The 15,250-nt window shown below is 59.8% G+C and carries 11 protein-coding genes; 4 read left to right on the forward strand and 7 right to left on the reverse strand.

The window, feature by feature from the left end:
- Positions 1-193: 193 nt before the first annotated feature.
- From ACYQ1A_RS20615 to ACYQ1A_RS20640, 6 genes are all read right to left on the reverse strand, one after another.
- The gene (locus tag ACYQ1A_RS20615) at positions 194-1,528 is read right to left on the reverse strand and encodes a phospholipase A (RefSeq protein WP_499365515.1); all 1,335 of its coding nucleotides are present in this window, start codon (positions 1,526-1,528) and stop codon (positions 194-196) included.
- Between the two features lie 70 nt (positions 1,529-1,598).
- On the reverse strand, positions 1,599-2,831 hold the full coding sequence (locus tag ACYQ1A_RS20620) for a hybrid sensor histidine kinase/response regulator (RefSeq protein ID WP_499365517.1): 1,233 nt from the start codon (positions 2,829-2,831) through the stop codon (positions 1,599-1,601).
- Positions 2,818-3,444, reverse strand: coding sequence for a chemotaxis protein CheB (locus ACYQ1A_RS20625; RefSeq protein ID WP_499365519.1), 627 nt, complete (start codon positions 3,442-3,444; stop codon positions 2,818-2,820). Before ACYQ1A_RS20625 ends, ACYQ1A_RS20620 begins: the two co-directional genes overlap by 14 nt.
- A gap of 2 nt (positions 3,445-3,446) precedes the next feature.
- Positions 3,447-4,268 (reverse strand): CheR family methyltransferase, encoded by an 822-nt coding sequence (locus tag ACYQ1A_RS20630; protein ID WP_499365522.1) that lies wholly within the window; start codon positions 4,266-4,268, stop codon positions 3,447-3,449.
- The gene (locus ACYQ1A_RS20635; protein ID WP_499365524.1) at positions 4,268-7,792 is read right to left on the reverse strand and encodes a response regulator; all 3,525 of its coding nucleotides are present in this window, start codon (positions 7,790-7,792) and stop codon (positions 4,268-4,270) included. The genes ACYQ1A_RS20630 and ACYQ1A_RS20635 overlap by 1 nt, the downstream gene beginning before the upstream one ends.
- A gap of 503 nt (positions 7,793-8,295) precedes the next feature.
- Positions 8,296-8,676, reverse strand: a complete 381-nt coding sequence (locus ACYQ1A_RS20640) for a hypothetical protein (RefSeq protein ID WP_499365527.1) — start codon at positions 8,674-8,676, stop codon at positions 8,296-8,298.
- Positions 8,677-8,939: 263 nt separating this feature from the next.
- Between ACYQ1A_RS20640 and ACYQ1A_RS20645 the strand changes: the two genes are divergently transcribed.
- From ACYQ1A_RS20645 to ACYQ1A_RS20655, 3 genes are all read left to right on the forward strand, one after another.
- On the forward strand, positions 8,940-11,213 hold the full coding sequence (locus tag ACYQ1A_RS20645) for an ATP-binding protein (RefSeq protein ID WP_499365530.1): 2,274 nt from the start codon (positions 8,940-8,942) through the stop codon (positions 11,211-11,213).
- Positions 11,188-11,661, forward strand: a complete 474-nt coding sequence (locus ACYQ1A_RS20650) for a response regulator (protein ID WP_062223478.1) — start codon at positions 11,188-11,190, stop codon at positions 11,659-11,661. Before ACYQ1A_RS20645 ends, ACYQ1A_RS20650 begins: the two co-directional genes overlap by 26 nt.
- 75 nt (positions 11,662-11,736) lie before the next feature.
- The gene (locus tag ACYQ1A_RS20655; protein WP_499365536.1) at positions 11,737-14,136 is read left to right on the forward strand and encodes a response regulator; all 2,400 of its coding nucleotides are present in this window, start codon (positions 11,737-11,739) and stop codon (positions 14,134-14,136) included.
- Positions 14,137-14,199: 63 nt separating this feature from the next.
- Here the strand turns inward: ACYQ1A_RS20655 and ACYQ1A_RS20660 are convergent, their stop codons facing one another.
- On the reverse strand, positions 14,200-14,571 hold the full coding sequence (locus ACYQ1A_RS20660; RefSeq protein WP_062223476.1) for a response regulator: 372 nt from the start codon (positions 14,569-14,571) through the stop codon (positions 14,200-14,202).
- Between the two features lie 110 nt (positions 14,572-14,681).
- On the opposite strand from ACYQ1A_RS20660, the gene ACYQ1A_RS20665 reads away from it, so the two are divergent.
- Positions 14,682-15,248: a biliverdin-producing heme oxygenase gene (locus tag ACYQ1A_RS20665; RefSeq protein ID WP_499365543.1), complete on the forward strand. Its 567-nt coding sequence runs from the start codon at positions 14,682-14,684 to the stop codon at positions 15,246-15,248.
- Positions 15,249-15,250 lie beyond the last annotated feature (2 nt).

The following is a 15,250-nucleotide window of genomic DNA, read 5'->3' on the forward strand; positions in this document are numbered from 1 at the left end:
CTTACTTCTTCTTTGGCGAAGCAAAGAAAAGTAAGGTGCTCCCGGGCACCCCCGGGTATCTAAAATGCGCCGCAGGCTCAAGCGGTTAAAGGTGTACGAGGCGCAAGCCGAACATCAAAATATGCGCCGCAGGCACAAGCGGTTAAAGGTGAGCCCCGCCTAAGCGGGACACCCCAAAATGCGCCGCAGGCTACTACCAAGCCCACCGAGTAATACTGTACCCAACCCGAACCTGATTGGTATGCGCGTTATACCCCTCCAGATCCTCGCCATACCCCGTAAAGTAATCCGCAAACAAATACCCGCCCAAACCGCGCCAGATCCGCGCCACCGGGTACGTCGCCTGGAATTCCGCACTGCCATAATCCGACTTGGTGCCCTTACGCAGCGTGGTGGCAAACTGCCAGCCATTGGCATTGCCGTAGCTCACGTTCAGATCCACATAACCACGATAATTGCGCATATCCGGGTTATCGCTATCGATGGGATACCAATACAGCTTGGGCGCGACCACCCATTCGTTTTTGGTCGGATCGCCAAAATGCAGGATGGGCTGCACATACACGCTGTTAAAGCTGCGCGAACCCGGATCGCCCTTGCCATTGGATTCATGCCGCAAACCGGCTTCCAGCCCCATGCGCTGGTACCAGCTCGCCTGTATGCCAGTGTCCGGCGTGTAATAGAACAGGCTAGGCATATAGCTGCTGTCATCAAACGGATGCGATTTGGCCGACAGATTCCAGAACGAACGCTGGCTATAGGCAAAGTACAGATTGTCGAGGAAAGCGCGTGAGGCCGGATCAGCCGGCAACATCAGCCGATATTTAAAGCTGATCTGGAACTTGGCATTCCAGTCGCCATTTTTGCCGACGGCAAAATACATCGGCTCATAACCGCTCAGGCGACTCTCCGTGGTACGCAGCAAGGCCGCGGTGTCGGTATCGAGTGCGCCCGGCGTGGCCACCTGCGCTGCGGCCACGGCAGCGGTCTCGGTGGTGGGGGCCGCTGCACCGTATTGCACCAGGTTATCAGTGGCCTTGGTGTTGGCGGCCTCAGCCTGCGCCGCCTTTTCGGCATCCACTTTAGCCTTGAGCGTGGCCTTGTCGCCTTGATCAATCGCGATCAACACCGGCGCGGTATCAAAGCCGATGACTTGCACCCGCACTGCGCCACGCAGGGTGGTAGGCAGCGCTGTCGAATAGGCCACGCGGCGGAACTCGCCTGGTTTCAGCGTGACGCTGTCGCCGCTATTACCCACCCGCGTCAGCGTAAACGGCGCCAGATTGGGAAAATCGGCGTTGCTGACCGTGGCCTGGATTTGCCCGGGAATAGCAACGGGCAAGTTGGATTGGGTGGGATTGTCGATCAGCAAAGTCAGCGTCAGCGGCGCGCCCGGTTGCACGCTGCTGGCGGGATGCAACACATTGACCTCGGCCAGTGCCGAGGTACTCAAGAGCGCCAGCGCACAAGCCAGGGCGCGCAAATTAAATGGTCGTTTGAGCGGATGGTGCAAGGTTGACGTCGGCATGGCTGTGGTTCCGTGGTTTTTTATGATCTTGATAAAGAACGCCCGCTGCGATCGGCAACGGGCGCCGGGTTTAACACTGGCCGGGATCACCGGGGCGCAATGGCAATTCAACGGTAAAGGTGGAGCCTTCGCCCAGCTTGCTTTGCAGGCTGATGCGGCCGCCCTGGGCTTCGACAATCTGGCCGACGATAAACAAGCCCAGGCCCAGCCCACCCATTTCGTTGAATTCCACCGCGCGTTCAAACAACTGGAAAATCCGCTGCTGGTTTTCTTCGGCAATGCCGATGCCATGGTCTTTGACACTGAACCAGGCTTTGCCGTTATCGGCGCGCACGGTAATGGCGATGGGCCGATTGGCGCCGTAACGGATGGCATTGGTAATCAGATTGGTCACCACCTGATCCAGCCGATAGCGGTCCCACATGCCGATCACCGGTGCGGGCGCATCCAGCGTGTAGCCTTTGTTGACCAGCGTCAGTTGCTCGTCGAAACGGTCGACGATTTCACGCACATGCTCGGACAAATCAAATTCTTCGGGCTTGAACGACAACTTGCCGCCGCGGATGCGCGAGATATCCAGCATGTCGTCAATCAAGCGCAGCACGCCTTCCACGATGCGGCCATCGGTTTCGACCATCTTTTCGATCTTGGCCTGGGTAAACGCGGCGGTATTGCCCTGGCGTAGATGGCGCGCACGCAGCTGGTTTTGCAGCTTGAGCGAGGTCAACGGCGTTTTCAGTTCGTGCGAGGCAATCGACATGAAGTCATCGCGGATGCGCACTGCTTGTTGCAATTCGCCTTGTGCGGCCTGCAGCTGGCATAGCAGTTTTTCTTGCTGGGCGCGGCTGGCTTGCAGGGCCTCAAGCTGGCGCCGCATGGCCAGACGTTGCTGATGCAATTCGATAAACACATTGATCTTGGATTTGACCGCGTGAATATCGAGTGGCTTGTGCAGAAAATCGACCGCGCCGGTTTCGTAACCCTTGAAGGCGTAGTTCATGCCTTTGTCGTTGGCGGTGACAAACACGATGGGGATGTGCTTGGATTTTTCGGTACCGCGCATCAACTCGGCCAGCTCAAAGCCATTCATGCCGGGCATCTGCACATCGATCAAGGCCAGCGCAAAGTCGTGTTGCAGCACCAGTTCGAGCGCTTGTTCGCCCGAGCGCGCACTGAAGATCTGCACGTCGTCGCGGCGGATCAAGGCCTCCAGCGCCATCAGGTTTTCTTGCAGATCATCGACGATCAGCAGATTGGTGCGTTCCTGGATATCCAGCAACGCGGGTTGCTCATTGGGCGCCATAACGGCCTCCTGGTTGCAACGTCGCCAGCCACTGCCCGATGGCGGTGGCGGTCAGAATATGAGCGGATGGCACGGCGGCCAGGGCGGCGGCGGGCATGGTGTCCACCAGCGCATCCGCCGGGTCTTGCACCACGGCCGCGCCGCCAGATTGATGCACGCGGGCCAGACCGGCCGCGCCGTCTTCGTTGGCGCCGGTCAGGATCACGCCGATGGCGCGGCTGCCCAGGGCCTGGGCGGCGGAATCAAACAGCACGTCGATGGCGGGGCGGCAAAACAGCACCGGTTCATCCACAGACAAGGCCAGGGTGCCATCGGTTTCGATCAGCAGGTGATAGCCGGGCGGGGCAAAGTAGATCACGCCGGCCACCAGCGGTTCTTTTTCGTCGGCTTCTTTGGTCAACAAGCGCACGCGCGGCGTAAACACTTCGACCAGCAAACTCGGCCCCTCAGCGGGCTGATGCAACACCACCACCACGGCAGCCGGATAATCGGCCGGAAGTTGCGGCAAGATGCGGTTGAGCGCCTCCACACCCCCGGCCGACGCGCCGATCAGCACGGTCAGTGGCAGCGGGTGCGAGGGGGATAGCGCTGGGGCGGAACGGATCGTAGCCATGGTCAGACCTTGCGATAGATACGTTCGCGCGCTTCAAACGGCTCGAAGTTTTGCGCGTAATCACTGAACTGCACCGTTTCTTTGGAGCCCAGCCCCAGAAAACCACGATGCACCAGCGAGTTGTGAAACAAGCCAAAAGCCCGGTTCTGCAAGGGCCGGTTGAAATAGATCAGCACATTGCGGCAAGAGATAAAGTGCATCTCGGAGAACACGCTGTCGGTGGCCAGGCTATGGTCGGCAAAGGTGATATTGCGCTTGAGCGCCTTGTCAAAAATGGCCGAGCCGTAGCCTGCGGTGTAGTAATCCGAGAACGATGATTTGCCGCCCGCCTTCTGATAATTGCTGGTAAACAATTTCATGCTGTCGAGCGCAAAAATGCCGGCTTCGGCGCGCTCCAGGCTGTGTGGGTTGATGTCGGTGGCGTAAATGATGGCGCGCTCAAGCAGGTTTTCTTCTTTAAGCAAAATCGCCATCGAATACACTTCTTCGCCGGTACTGCAGCCAGCAATCCAGATCTTGAACGACGGCCAGGTGCGCAAGATCGGCACCACTTGCTCGCGGATAGCGCGAAAGTAGCCGGGGTCTCTGAACATCTCCGACACCGGAATCGTCAGAAACTGCAGCAATTCCAGAAACCGGTCGGGCTTGTGCAGGATCTGATCCTGCAATTGCGACACCGTCGGCACTTCCAGTTGCGTAAGCGCGTGCAATACGCGTCGCTTCATCGAAGCGGGCGAATAATTGCGGAAGTCGTAGTTGTATTTGAGGTAGATGGCCTCTACCAACAATTTCAGCTCGATATCCAGTTCTGCCGCCGGATACATCACAGGCTCCCGATCTTGGGCATCCACACCCGGATCAGGCTGACCAGCTTGTCCAGATCGATGGGCTTGGCCAGATAGTCGTTAGCGCCAGCCTGCAGACACTTTTCCTGATCATCGCGCATTGCCTTGGCGGTGACGGCAATAATCGGCAGACGGCTAAAGCGTGCTTGCTCGCGGATGCGGCGCATGGCTTCAAAGCCATCCATCTGCGGCATCATGATATCCATCAACACCAGGTCGATATCGGGGTCCGCATCCAGCCGTTCCAGCGCTTCGATGCCGTTGCGACCGATTTCGACGCGGGCGCCTTTTTGCTCCAGCGCGCTGGTCAGGGCAAAGATATTGCGCACGTCATCGTCCACCAGCAGGATCTTGCGGCCCTCAAAGGCCTTCTCGCGATTACGGGCCACCTTGAGCATTTGCTGGCGTTCCGGCGCTAGCGTGTTTTCCACACGATGCAAGAACAGCGTTACTTCATCCAGCAGTCGTTCGGGCGAGCGTGCGCCCTTGATGATGATGGAGCGCGAATAGCGGCGCAGTTCGTTTTCTTCGGCCCGCGACAGCTCGCGGCCGGTGTAGACGATCACCGGCGGGAAAGAACACAAGTCATCGCTGGCCATGCGCTGCAGCAGCTCGTGGCCCGCCATGTCCGGCAGCGTCAAATCGACCACCATGCAATCGAAGACGGTTTCCTTGAGTTGCGCCAGCGCTTCTTCGGCCAGCGCGACCGCGGTGATGCGCACGTCTTCGTCGGCGATCAGTTGCGTCATGCTTTCGCGTTGGCGCGCGTCGTCTTCGACCACCAGCACGTGTTTGATCTTTTGCGATAACTTGGTCTCGATCTTACGGAACACATCGAGCAAGGCCTCGCGATCGGCTGGCTTGAGCGCGTAACCTATCGCGCCCAGCTGCAAGGCGGCTTGCGAGCTATCCACGCCCGAAACCATATGCACCGGAATATGCCGCGTCGCCGCGTCTTCCTTGAGCCGCTCCAGCACGGTCAGGCCGGAATGGTCGGGCAGCTTCATATCCAGCAGCACAGCGTCAGGCACATAACGTTGTGCCAGCTTCAGGCCGTCGCCGGCGTTGTGCGCCACGATGCAATTGAAGCCTTTTTCGTGGCCCAGTGTGGTCAGTACCCGCGAGAACTCGGGCTCATCCTCAATGATCAACACGGTGCGCCGATCAGGGCGCAGCACTTCGCGGTCGTCTTCGACTTCCGGCGGCGGCAGTTCCTCGACTGCAGCGGGGGCGGGGCTGATTTCGATCGGCGCCGGGGCGGGCACCGACAGCGCTGGCAGGCGTGCCGGCATTTGCGTCTGCACCAGACCTTGTTCATCCACGCTGATTTCCCGCGCGATGGTCAGGGTAAACACGCTGCCTTCGCCCACCTTGCTCTGCACGGTGATATCGCCACCCAGCAGATGCGCCAGATCGCGCGAAATACTCAGGCCGAGGCCAGTGCCGCCATATTTGCGGTTGGTGGCGCCATCGGCCTGGCTGAAGGCGCCAAAAATATGTTCCAGATATTCCGCAGCAATGCCGATGCCGGTATCGCGTACGTCAAAGGCGACACGGCCATCCGGCGCCGCGCGGGCGGTCAGCGTTACCCGGCCGTGGTCGGTGAATTTGAGCGCGTTGGACAGCAGGTTTTTCAGAATCTGCTGCAGGCGCGCCGGGTCGGTATACATCTGCGGCGGCAGCGACGGCTCCAGCACAATTTCAAAATCGATATTGCGCGAGGCCGCCAGCGGGCGGAACAGTTGTTCCAGCGGTTCCAGCGCACCGCGCGGGCTGATGCTTTGCGGCCATAGTTCCAGCTTGCCGGCCTCAACCTTGGACAAATCCAGAATGTCGTTAATCAAGGTCAGCAAATCATTGCCCGCCGAATAAATGGACTGGGCGAATTTGACCTGTTCGGCATCCAGATTGCCGTGGCTGTTATCCGCCAGCAGCTTGGCCAGGATCAGCGCGCTATTCAGCGGCGTGCGCAGCTCGTGCGACATATTGGCGAGGAATTCGCTCTTGTAGCGGCTGGTGCGGCTCAGTTCTTCGGCGCGCGCTTCCAGTTGCAGATGCGCTTCGCGCAAGGCTTTGTTGCGCTCTTCCACCATGGCTTTTTGCTGCAACAAGGCTTCGGTCTGTTCGCCCAGTTGCTCGTTGTTCTGTTCCAGCTCGGCTTGCTGGCTTTCCAGCCGCACTTGCGATTCCTTCAGCGTGCGCGACTGTTCTTCCAGTTCTTCGTTGGCAACCTTCAGTTCTTCTTGCTGCGCTTGCAGCTCTTCGTTCAGTTGCTGCGTTTCTGCCAGCACGTCTTGCAGGCGCTCGCGGTACATGGCCGATTCGATGGCGGTGCCGACGTTGTACGAAGCAAGGCGGGCAAACTCCTCCAGCATGGGCGGTACTTCGCCAGCAAAGCCGAGTTCGATCACGGTATTGACCTTGCGCTCGCCCTGCGCCGGCATGATCAGCACGGCGCGCGGTGCGGTCTGGCCCAAAGCGGAGGCCACGCGGATAAAGCTTTCCGGCAGATCGGTCAGCAACATGATGCGGTTTTCCGCGGCGGCCTGGCCGGACAAGCCCTGCGCCAGTTCAAAATGCTCGCGGCTGTTCACTGCATCTTCGGACCAGGCGTAATGCGCCATGCGCTGGAACTGACGGCCATCGCGCGTTACATAAATGGCCCCGACCGAAGCGCCGAGAAAATTCACCATAAAGTTGAGTATGTTCTCCGCCAGCGTGCTCAAGGCTTGCTCGCCCAGCATGCGCTGACCCAGTTCGCCCTGGCCGGTCTTCAGCCAGGCCTGGCGTTCCAGTTGTTCGGTATGCAGTTGCTGCTGGCCCAGCGTGGTGGCGTACACCGCGCTCAGCGTTTTGAGCTGACGGCGGCCATTCAGCGCCATCAAGGCGCCGGCAATCACGCCGACCACAATAGTGGCTATGACCAGCAGGGTGATGGTGTCGCTGGCTTCGCGATTACGTTGCGTGCGCAGTGCTTCTTGCGCCTGGATGATCTGGGTAAAAAAGCCGCGCATGTCGTCCATGCGGCGCTTGCCTTCTTCCGCCTCGGGGCCCGTCACCTGCTTTTGTGCTTCCGGGTCAGCCGAGCCTTTGAGCGTGATCATGCGCGCGGCATAGTTGCGCCAGTCTTTGTAGCCGCTTTCGCCGCGACCCAGCCATGCCACTTGATTGGGATATTCCGCCAGCAGATCACGCAAGTCGCTGATGGTGGCGGGCACGTTGGTGGCGGCGCTGTTGTACGGGTCCAGAAAGACTTCGCGACCGGTGACCAGATAACCCCGCAGGCCGGTTTCAGCGTCGATCAGCTGCTTGACGGCCAGGTTGGTCTTGCCGATGACCTGATCGGCATGGTCAACCCAGCGGTTGACGTTCATCAAATAGAACACCAGCGAGATGAAAATGGCGGACATCACACCTGCCACCAGCAAAGGCAGGCTCACATTGCGTACCAGGATGGCACGGAAAGTTTGTTCCGGGATGGCGGCAGGAGCGCTTCGGTTCATGGCTTCTTCATCTAGCCCACGCTGGCGACCAGATGAACTGCGCTCGCGCGCAAGGCAACGGAGCTACAGGGCAGGGCGCGCCAGCGAGCGGCATAAGGGTTCAACCGCCAGCGGCAGCCGCATTGCGTTTATCCGGGCGGACATGGCAAAGCGGCCGCTACGGGGCGGCCTTTATAAGTGTTTTTTGTTAGCGCAATAAAGCGCCCGATCGGCAATTGCGCATTATTGCGCCTTTGCACGGCGATTGAATCCGCATTGCAATATTTGCATGCGGCAAGCTCAAATCAATTTAATCGGGGATTCATTACGGTAAATCGCTGGCGATTCTGTCATGTGACATGCCAGATCGATGTAGGCATATATCCTACATCAATGTAAGCGCTGACATGATTTTTGAAAACCGGAGAGATCTTTATGCTCGAAGCATGCCAAACCGGGCTTTAATCGCCCGATCTGGCAGGTTGAATACAGCGTAATTGCGCGGGCAGTGGCGGATGCCGGGTTCAGGCCAGTTTGGTATCGGTCGCATCATCCGGGTTTTGCACGCCGGTGGCGAATTCGACTTCATATTCTTCGCGTTCGCTGCGCGCTTCTTCGGATTCATCGGCGCCGCTGTTTTCTTCCATGCGACGGATATCGGGGCTGACCGGATCATCGCCCAGGGGCGCATCGTCCACCAGCAGCGCGGCATCTTCGTCAGGCAGGGCCTCAATGTCAGGCTGGTTGAGGGCGTCGTCGAGCGCAGTGCGTTCGTTGATTTCGACGCCGTCGCCATCTTCTTCGGTGGCCCAGTCGCCAAGGCCGCTATCGCGCGTGGCCAGATCGTGGCGGGTATCACGATCCAGAGAAAAATCGCTGTGCGGGTTTGGGGTGGGAGTTGCCATTGTCATTCCTCCTGGTTTAATGCGTTGAGGGCTGACTGCTTTATTGCATCGCCCCGACTTGATACAAGTATGGCAAAATCGCCGACGGTTCCTGATCGGTGTTGCGCGGTAATGGCTGTAGGACTTCCGGATCACGTGGCCGCCGCAATGTTATTGGCTGCCACTGAGCCATCTTAATCCAATCGGGCCTTAATCCGGCCTGGCAATTCGGGTGCCACCGCCAGGTGCCACAAGCAGGGCTTCAATCCTGCAAGGAGCAGCAATTGAGCAATAATGTGCCGGATCAAAGCCTGGACGATTGCGCCTCAGAGCCGATTCATATTCCCGGCAGTATTCAGCCGCACGGCTTTATGTTGGTGTTGGCTGAAGGCGAGTTGGTCGTGCTGCAGGCCAGTGCCAATTGCGCCAGCTTGCTGGGCAGCCCCCCCGAGGCCTTGCTGGGCCAGGCGCTACCCGTATTGCTGCGTGATCAGCCCGAACTGCACAGCCGCATCAACACCCTGCTGGAACAAGACAGCAATCCCTCGCATTACGGCGAAGTCGCGTTCAAGAGCAACGCCGATGCCCGCTTCGAAATGATGGTGCATCGCCACGATGGCTTGCTCATTGCCGAATTTGAACCGCAAGCGGCCGGTCACGATTCTTTTTCTACGCTCTACCCGCTGGTGCGGCATTTTGTCGGCCAGTTGCAAGACGCCGATTCGACGGCTGCGCTGTGCGAACTGGCGGCGCAACAAGCCAGAAAGCTGACCGGCTTTGGCCGCGTGATGGTGTATCGCTTTGATGCCGACTATCACGGCCAGGTGCTGGCCGAAACGCTCAGCGCCGGCTATGACAGTTATCTCGATCTGCATTTCCCCGCCTCCGACATCCCGGCGCAAGCGCGCGAGTTGTACCGCCTTAACCGCCTGCGCGTGATTTCGGACGCCAATTACCAGCCGTCCCCGCTGGTGCCGCCCATCAACCCGACCACGCAACGGCCGCTGGATATGAGCCTGGCCCTGTTGCGCAGCGTGTCGCCGGTGCATCTGCAATACATGCGCAATATGGGCACGCTGGCCAGCATGTCGATTTCGCTGGTGGTTGACGGTCGCTTGTGGGGTTTGATTTCTTGCCACAACACCACGGCGCTGCCGGTGTCGTTCCAGACCCGCAGCGCGTGCGAGCTGCTTGGCCGCATTCTGTCGTTGCAGCTCGAAGCGCGTGAGGCGCACGCCCAGGCCGATCGCCGCCTGCAATTGCGCCATATGATCGTGCAGATGCTGGCGCTGATGGCCGACCGTGACGGCGTGGCGGAAGGTTTGCAGGCGGTGCCTGATGTATTCATGAATTTTGGCGCAGCGGCCGGCGCTGCGGTGGTCGCGGGCGACCGCTGCATCACCTTTGGCCAGACCCCGCCCAATGCCACCATCCACCAGTTGGTAGCGTGGTTGGGTGAGGGGGGCGAGCGCGAGGTCTATGCCAGCGACAGCGTGCGCCGCGATATTCCGGCGGTGCCCGAGTTGGCCGAATATTGCGCCGGCATCATGGCGGTTTCGATCTCGGAACTGCATTCGCATTATCTGGTGTGGTTCCGCCCCGAAACGGTACAGACCGTCACCTGGGCGGGCAAGCCGGGCAAGGCCGAAGTCAACGGCAAACTTAATCCGCGCGCCAGTTTTGCCGCCTGGGAACAAACCGTGCGCGACATGGCGCTGCCGTGGGATCGTGCCGAAACCGAAGGCGCAATCGAATTACGCAATGCCACGCTAGGCATCGTGCTGCGCAAGGCCGAAGAAATGGCCGCGCTGGCCGAAGAACTGCGCAAATCCAACAAAGAGCTGGAAGCGTTTTCGTACAGCGTGTCGCATGATTTGCGCGCGCCGCTGCGGCATATCGTCGGCTACGCCGAATTGCTGGGTGACTTTGAAGGCACGCGCTTGTCAGAGCGAGGTACGCGTTTTCTTGACCATATTGGCGATTCGGCGCGCTTTGCCGGCACCCTGGTCGACAACCTGCTGACGTTTTCGCAGATGGGCCGCTCGGCCTTGCGCCCGACCGAAGTCGATGTCTATGCGCTGATTGAGTCGGTGCGGCTGGAGATGGCGCCCGATCTGCAAGACCGCAATATTGAATGGAAGCTGCATCCGATGCCGCGCGTCATTGCCGACGCCGCATTCCTGCATCTGGCCTTGCGCAATCTGCTGAGCAATGCGGTGAAGTACACGCGTGGCCGCGACCCCGCCGTGATCGAGATCGGCGCCGAAGTACGTGGCCCTGACCACGTGATTTACATCAGGGATAACGGTGTGGGTTTCCATATGGATTACGCCAACAAGCTGTTTGGCGTGTTCCAGCGCCTGCACCGGATGGAAGAATTTGAAGGAACCGGGATCGGTCTGGCCAATGTGCGACGCATCATCGAGCGCCACGATGGTCGGACCTGGGCCGAAGGGGAGCTGGATAAAGGCGCCACCTTCTGGTTCTCCTTACCGCGTTCCGGCCCGCAAACCGTAAAACGTAGAGATGCCCATGCTAAAACCGATCTTATTGGTTGAAGATAACCCTAAAGATCTTGAACTGACGTTGGTGGCCCTGGAGCGTAGTCAGCTCGCCAACGACGTAGTGGTGGTCCGTGATGGCGCGGAAGCGCTGGACTATCTGTTTAGACGTAACGAGCACAGCGATCGCACCGAAGGCAATCCAGCCGTGATTCTGCTGGACCTCAAGCTGCCGCGTGTGGACGGCCTGGAAGTGCTGAAGATCGTGCGCGAAACGCCTGATTTGCGCTCGGTGCCGGTGGTCATGCTGACTTCCTCGCGCGAAGAACCCGATCTGGCGCGCGCCTATGAACTGGGCGTCAACGCCTATGTGGTCAAGCCGGTGGAGTTCCGCGATTTTGTCGCTGCCATTGCTGACCTTGGCGTGTTCTGGGCGGTGCTGAACGAGCCGCCGCCCGGTTCAGCGCGTTACCGCCTGCATCACCAGCGCTTGCCCCGCTCGTGATCCCGGCCGCAATCCCGTTGCTCGCGCCGTCCGGCCCCCATCGGCGGCGCGGTTTGTCCATTTCATAAGGTTTCCATGTCGGTTCTGACTCAGGTACGCATACTGCTGATTGAAGATAACGCGCGCGATGTCGAGCTGCTGTCGTTTGAACTGGAACGCACCGGCTTTGCCGCCACGCTGGACGTGGTCGACACTCCGCAAATGCTGCAGGAACGCCTGAGTGGTCCGTTCGACTATGACGTCGTGCTGGCCGACTTTTTGTTGCCGCTGTTTACCGGCGAAGATGCGTTGCGGCTGGTGCGGGAAAAATACCCGCAAATGCCGTTTATCTTTGTCTCCGGCGTGCTGGGCGAAACCCACGCCGTCAATGTGATGCGCCAGGGCGCAACCGATTACATCCTTAAACACAATCTGAGCCTGCTGCCCAAGGCGCTGCATCGCGCCATGGCCGAAGTGCGCGAGCGGCGCGAGCGCCTGCGTGCCGAAACCGCGCTGGCCGAGGCCAACACGCATATGCGGCTGGCGCTGCGGGCTGCCCGCATGGGCACATGGAATTTTGAGCCGGTGAGTGGCCGGCTGACATGGGATGAGCGTTGCCGCGAAATGTTCGGCTTGCCGCCCGATGCCGAGGTGTCGCTGGCGGTGTTTGAACAAGGCGTGCATCCGGCCGACCGGGCGCGCATGAGCGAGTTGGTGCGCGAAGCCATCAGCGCGCAAAGCTCGCGTGATTATTCGGCTGAATATCGTACCGTGGCACCCGATGGCCAGATCCGTTGGGTTTCTACGCGCGGCACGGCGTTTTTTGAACACGGCGTCTGCACCCGCTTTACCGGCGTGCTGAATGATGTGACCGAACAAAAGCATGCCGAAGACGCCATGCAGCGCCTTAACAGCGTGCTGGAAGAACGGGTGGAGGCACGAACGCGCGAACGCGACCGCACCTGGAAGCTGTCGCGCGATCTGTTTATGGTGGCGCGTTATGACACCACCGCCATCGCCATCAATCCAGCGTGGCACGATGTGTTGGGCTGGACCGAAGCCAGCCTGGTTGGCACGCATATCTGGGATCTGACGCACCCGGACGACCGTGCCGCCACCGAAGCCGAAGCCAGCGCCATCGCAGCGGGCCGCATTACCAATCGATTTGTAAACCGGGTGCGGCATGCCGATGGTTCTTATCGCTGGCTGTCGTGGACGGCGGTGCCGGACGACGGCTTTATGTACGCCGTGGCGCGCGACATTACCCATGAACGCATGGCGGTGGACGAACTGGCCGCAGCCAACCGCCAATTGCTGCGGCAAATCCACGAGCGCGAACAAGTCGAAGCCACGCTGCAACAAATGCAGCGGCTGGAAGCAGTCGGCCAGCTGACCGCAGGCGTGGCGCACGACTTCAATAATCTGCTGACCGTGGTTTTATCCAACGCCAGCTTTCTGGCGCGTGACGTGGTGCGCGAATCACCGCCCGACCGGGTGCTCAAACGCATTGCCAATATCCGCGAAGCCGGTGAACGCGGCGCGCGGCTCACCGTGCAATTGCTGGCTTTTTCGCGCCGACAACGGCTGGAGGCCAAGCCAACCAATCTGAATGAAACCGTGGCTGGCATGCAGGATCTGCTGCAATCCACCATGGGCGGTAGCGTCGGCATTGAATATCGCTTGCAGCCTGATTTATGGTCGGCGCTGGTGGACCCCACCCAGATTGAACTGATCATCCTCAACCTCGCCATCAACGCGCGTGACGCCATGGAAGTCGGCGGTAGCCTGGCGGTGTCGACGCATAACGAAGCAGTGCTGCAACGCGGTCCACGCCCGGAAGGTCCGGAGCCTGGCGACTATGTGGTGCTGTCGGTGACCGACAATGGTTCGGGCATGGATGAGGAAGTGCTGGCACGCGCGTTCGAGCCTTTCTTTACCACCAAAGAAGTGGGCAAGGGGTCCGGTCTGGGCCTGGCCCAGGTCTACGGCTTTGCCAAACAGTCGGGCGGTGGTGTAGCAATCCACACCGCGCCGGGCCGCGGCACCACGGTCAAGGTGTATCTGCCCCATGCCGCGCCCCTCCCCAGCGAAATTGCCGTTTGCCCCAGCGCGGTGGGCGAGACGGTGCCGTTTGTGACAGCCAGCACCTTGCTGGTGGTGGACGATGATCCGGCCGTGCGCGAAGTAACCACGCTGATGCTGCAAGACCTGGGTTATCGCGTCATCGAGGCGGCCAGTGGCGGCGCGGCGCTTGAACTGCTGGACCAGAACACCGATATCGCTTTATTGGTGGCCGACTTTGCCATGCCCGGCATGAACGGGGCCGAGCTGGCCAAGGTCGTGCGGCAGCGCCGTCCGCAAATGCCCATCGTATTTGTGACGGGCTATGCCGATCTGGCCGCGCTGGGTTCGATTGAGGCGGCCATCATCCAGAAACCGTATGGCCAGGAGCAACTGGCAGAGAAAGTCCGGCTGGCTTTACGCGGCACGGCCTGAGGCCGCAGCACGATAGAACAGGGCCGCAGTGGCGGCCCGGTAATCACTCAGCCTTAGGCAGCATCAGGATAAGGATGCGGCAATTTCGGCCAGGGCATCGTCGACGCGGTCCAGATCAAACGGCTTGGGCAGCAAGGTCGCCCCCGGAATATTGATTTTGCCTTGATCGTTGGCCAGATCAAAACCGGTGGCCAGGATAATGCGGGTGTCCGGAAACCGCGCGTAGGTTTCGCGGCCCAGTTCGATGCCGGATTTGCCCGGCAAGCTGACGTCGGTCAGCAAAATATGAAAGCGCTGTTGCTCCAGCTGGACCAGGGCGTCTTCCGCGGTGGCCACGGCAACCACCTGATGACCTGTCTCTTCCAGGTACTCAAGTAGCGTTGCGCGCAACATTGCGTTGTCTTCGACATACAAAATACTTAATTCGACGCTCATGGTGGTGTAAACAGGTAGGTGGTTTAATAAAGGATGTGACAACGTTGTCGATGGTTAGCTTTCAGGCTAGCGCATTTTTCTCGTAACAGATAATGCCCTTAAGGAGAATCATGTCAATCAGAATGGATCTGAAACTGGCGACGGAAGACCGGCACGAGGCGGTAGACCGCGCGTTCTCTGGCTTTGCCCTGGCCACCCGCAGCGGTTACGAGGCCTTTTTGCTGGCGCATGCCGCCGCGCTGTTTCCGCTGGAAGAACGGCTGGAAGCGCTGGGCATCGGCAACTGGCTGACTGACTGGCCGGAACGCCGACGCCGCGAAGCGCTGGCTGCTGATCTGGCGCAACTGGGCCTGAGCCGTCCCGCACCGTTGGCTGTGCCGGCAATCGACGTCAAAGGCCTGGCCGGAGCGGCCTATGTGCTGGAAGGTTCGCGCCTGGGCGCCCGATTCCTGGCGCGGCATGTATTGGCCGGTGAAGACCACAGCCTGCACGCCGCCACCCGTTATCTCACCCACCATGCCGAGCAGCCACTATGGCCACGCTTTGTAGAAAAACTGGATCAATTGCCCGCTGACAGCGTGCCTGATCTACGCACTGCCGCATTGCAGGTGTTCGACGTATTTGCCGACGCCGCCCAGCGCTATCGTCCCGCCGTGATCGAACCGACACTCGCCTGAAC

This window comes from Silvimonas sp. JCM 19000, from assembly GCF_054652575.1.

Coding starts and splice junctions, on each gene's coding strand:
- ACYQ1A_RS20655 (WP_499365536.1), top strand. CDS start 11,737: ATGTCGGTTCTGACTCAGGTACGCATACTGCTGATTGAAGATAACGCG.
- ACYQ1A_RS20640 (WP_499365527.1), bottom strand. CDS start 8,676: ATGGCAACTCCCACCCCAAACCCGCACAGCGATTTTTCTCTGGATCGT.
- ACYQ1A_RS20625 (WP_499365519.1), bottom strand. CDS start 3,444: ATGGCTACGATCCGTTCCGCCCCAGCGCTATCCCCCTCGCACCCGCTG.
- ACYQ1A_RS20615 (WP_499365515.1), bottom strand. CDS start 1,528: ATGCCGACGTCAACCTTGCACCATCCGCTCAAACGACCATTTAATTTG.
- ACYQ1A_RS20635 (WP_499365524.1), bottom strand. CDS start 7,792: ATGAACCGAAGCGCTCCTGCCGCCATCCCGGAACAAACTTTCCGTGCC.
- ACYQ1A_RS20665 (WP_499365543.1), top strand. CDS start 14,682: ATGTCAATCAGAATGGATCTGAAACTGGCGACGGAAGACCGGCACGAG.
- ACYQ1A_RS20650 (WP_062223478.1), top strand. CDS start 11,188: ATGCTAAAACCGATCTTATTGGTTGAAGATAACCCTAAAGATCTTGAA.
- ACYQ1A_RS20620 (WP_499365517.1), bottom strand. CDS start 2,831: ATGGCGCCCAATGAGCAACCCGCGTTGCTGGATATCCAGGAACGCACC.
- ACYQ1A_RS20630 (WP_499365522.1), bottom strand. CDS start 4,268: ATGTATCCGGCGGCAGAACTGGATATCGAGCTGAAATTGTTGGTAGAG.
- ACYQ1A_RS20660 (WP_062223476.1), bottom strand. CDS start 14,571: ATGAGCGTCGAATTAAGTATTTTGTATGTCGAAGACAACGCAATGTTG.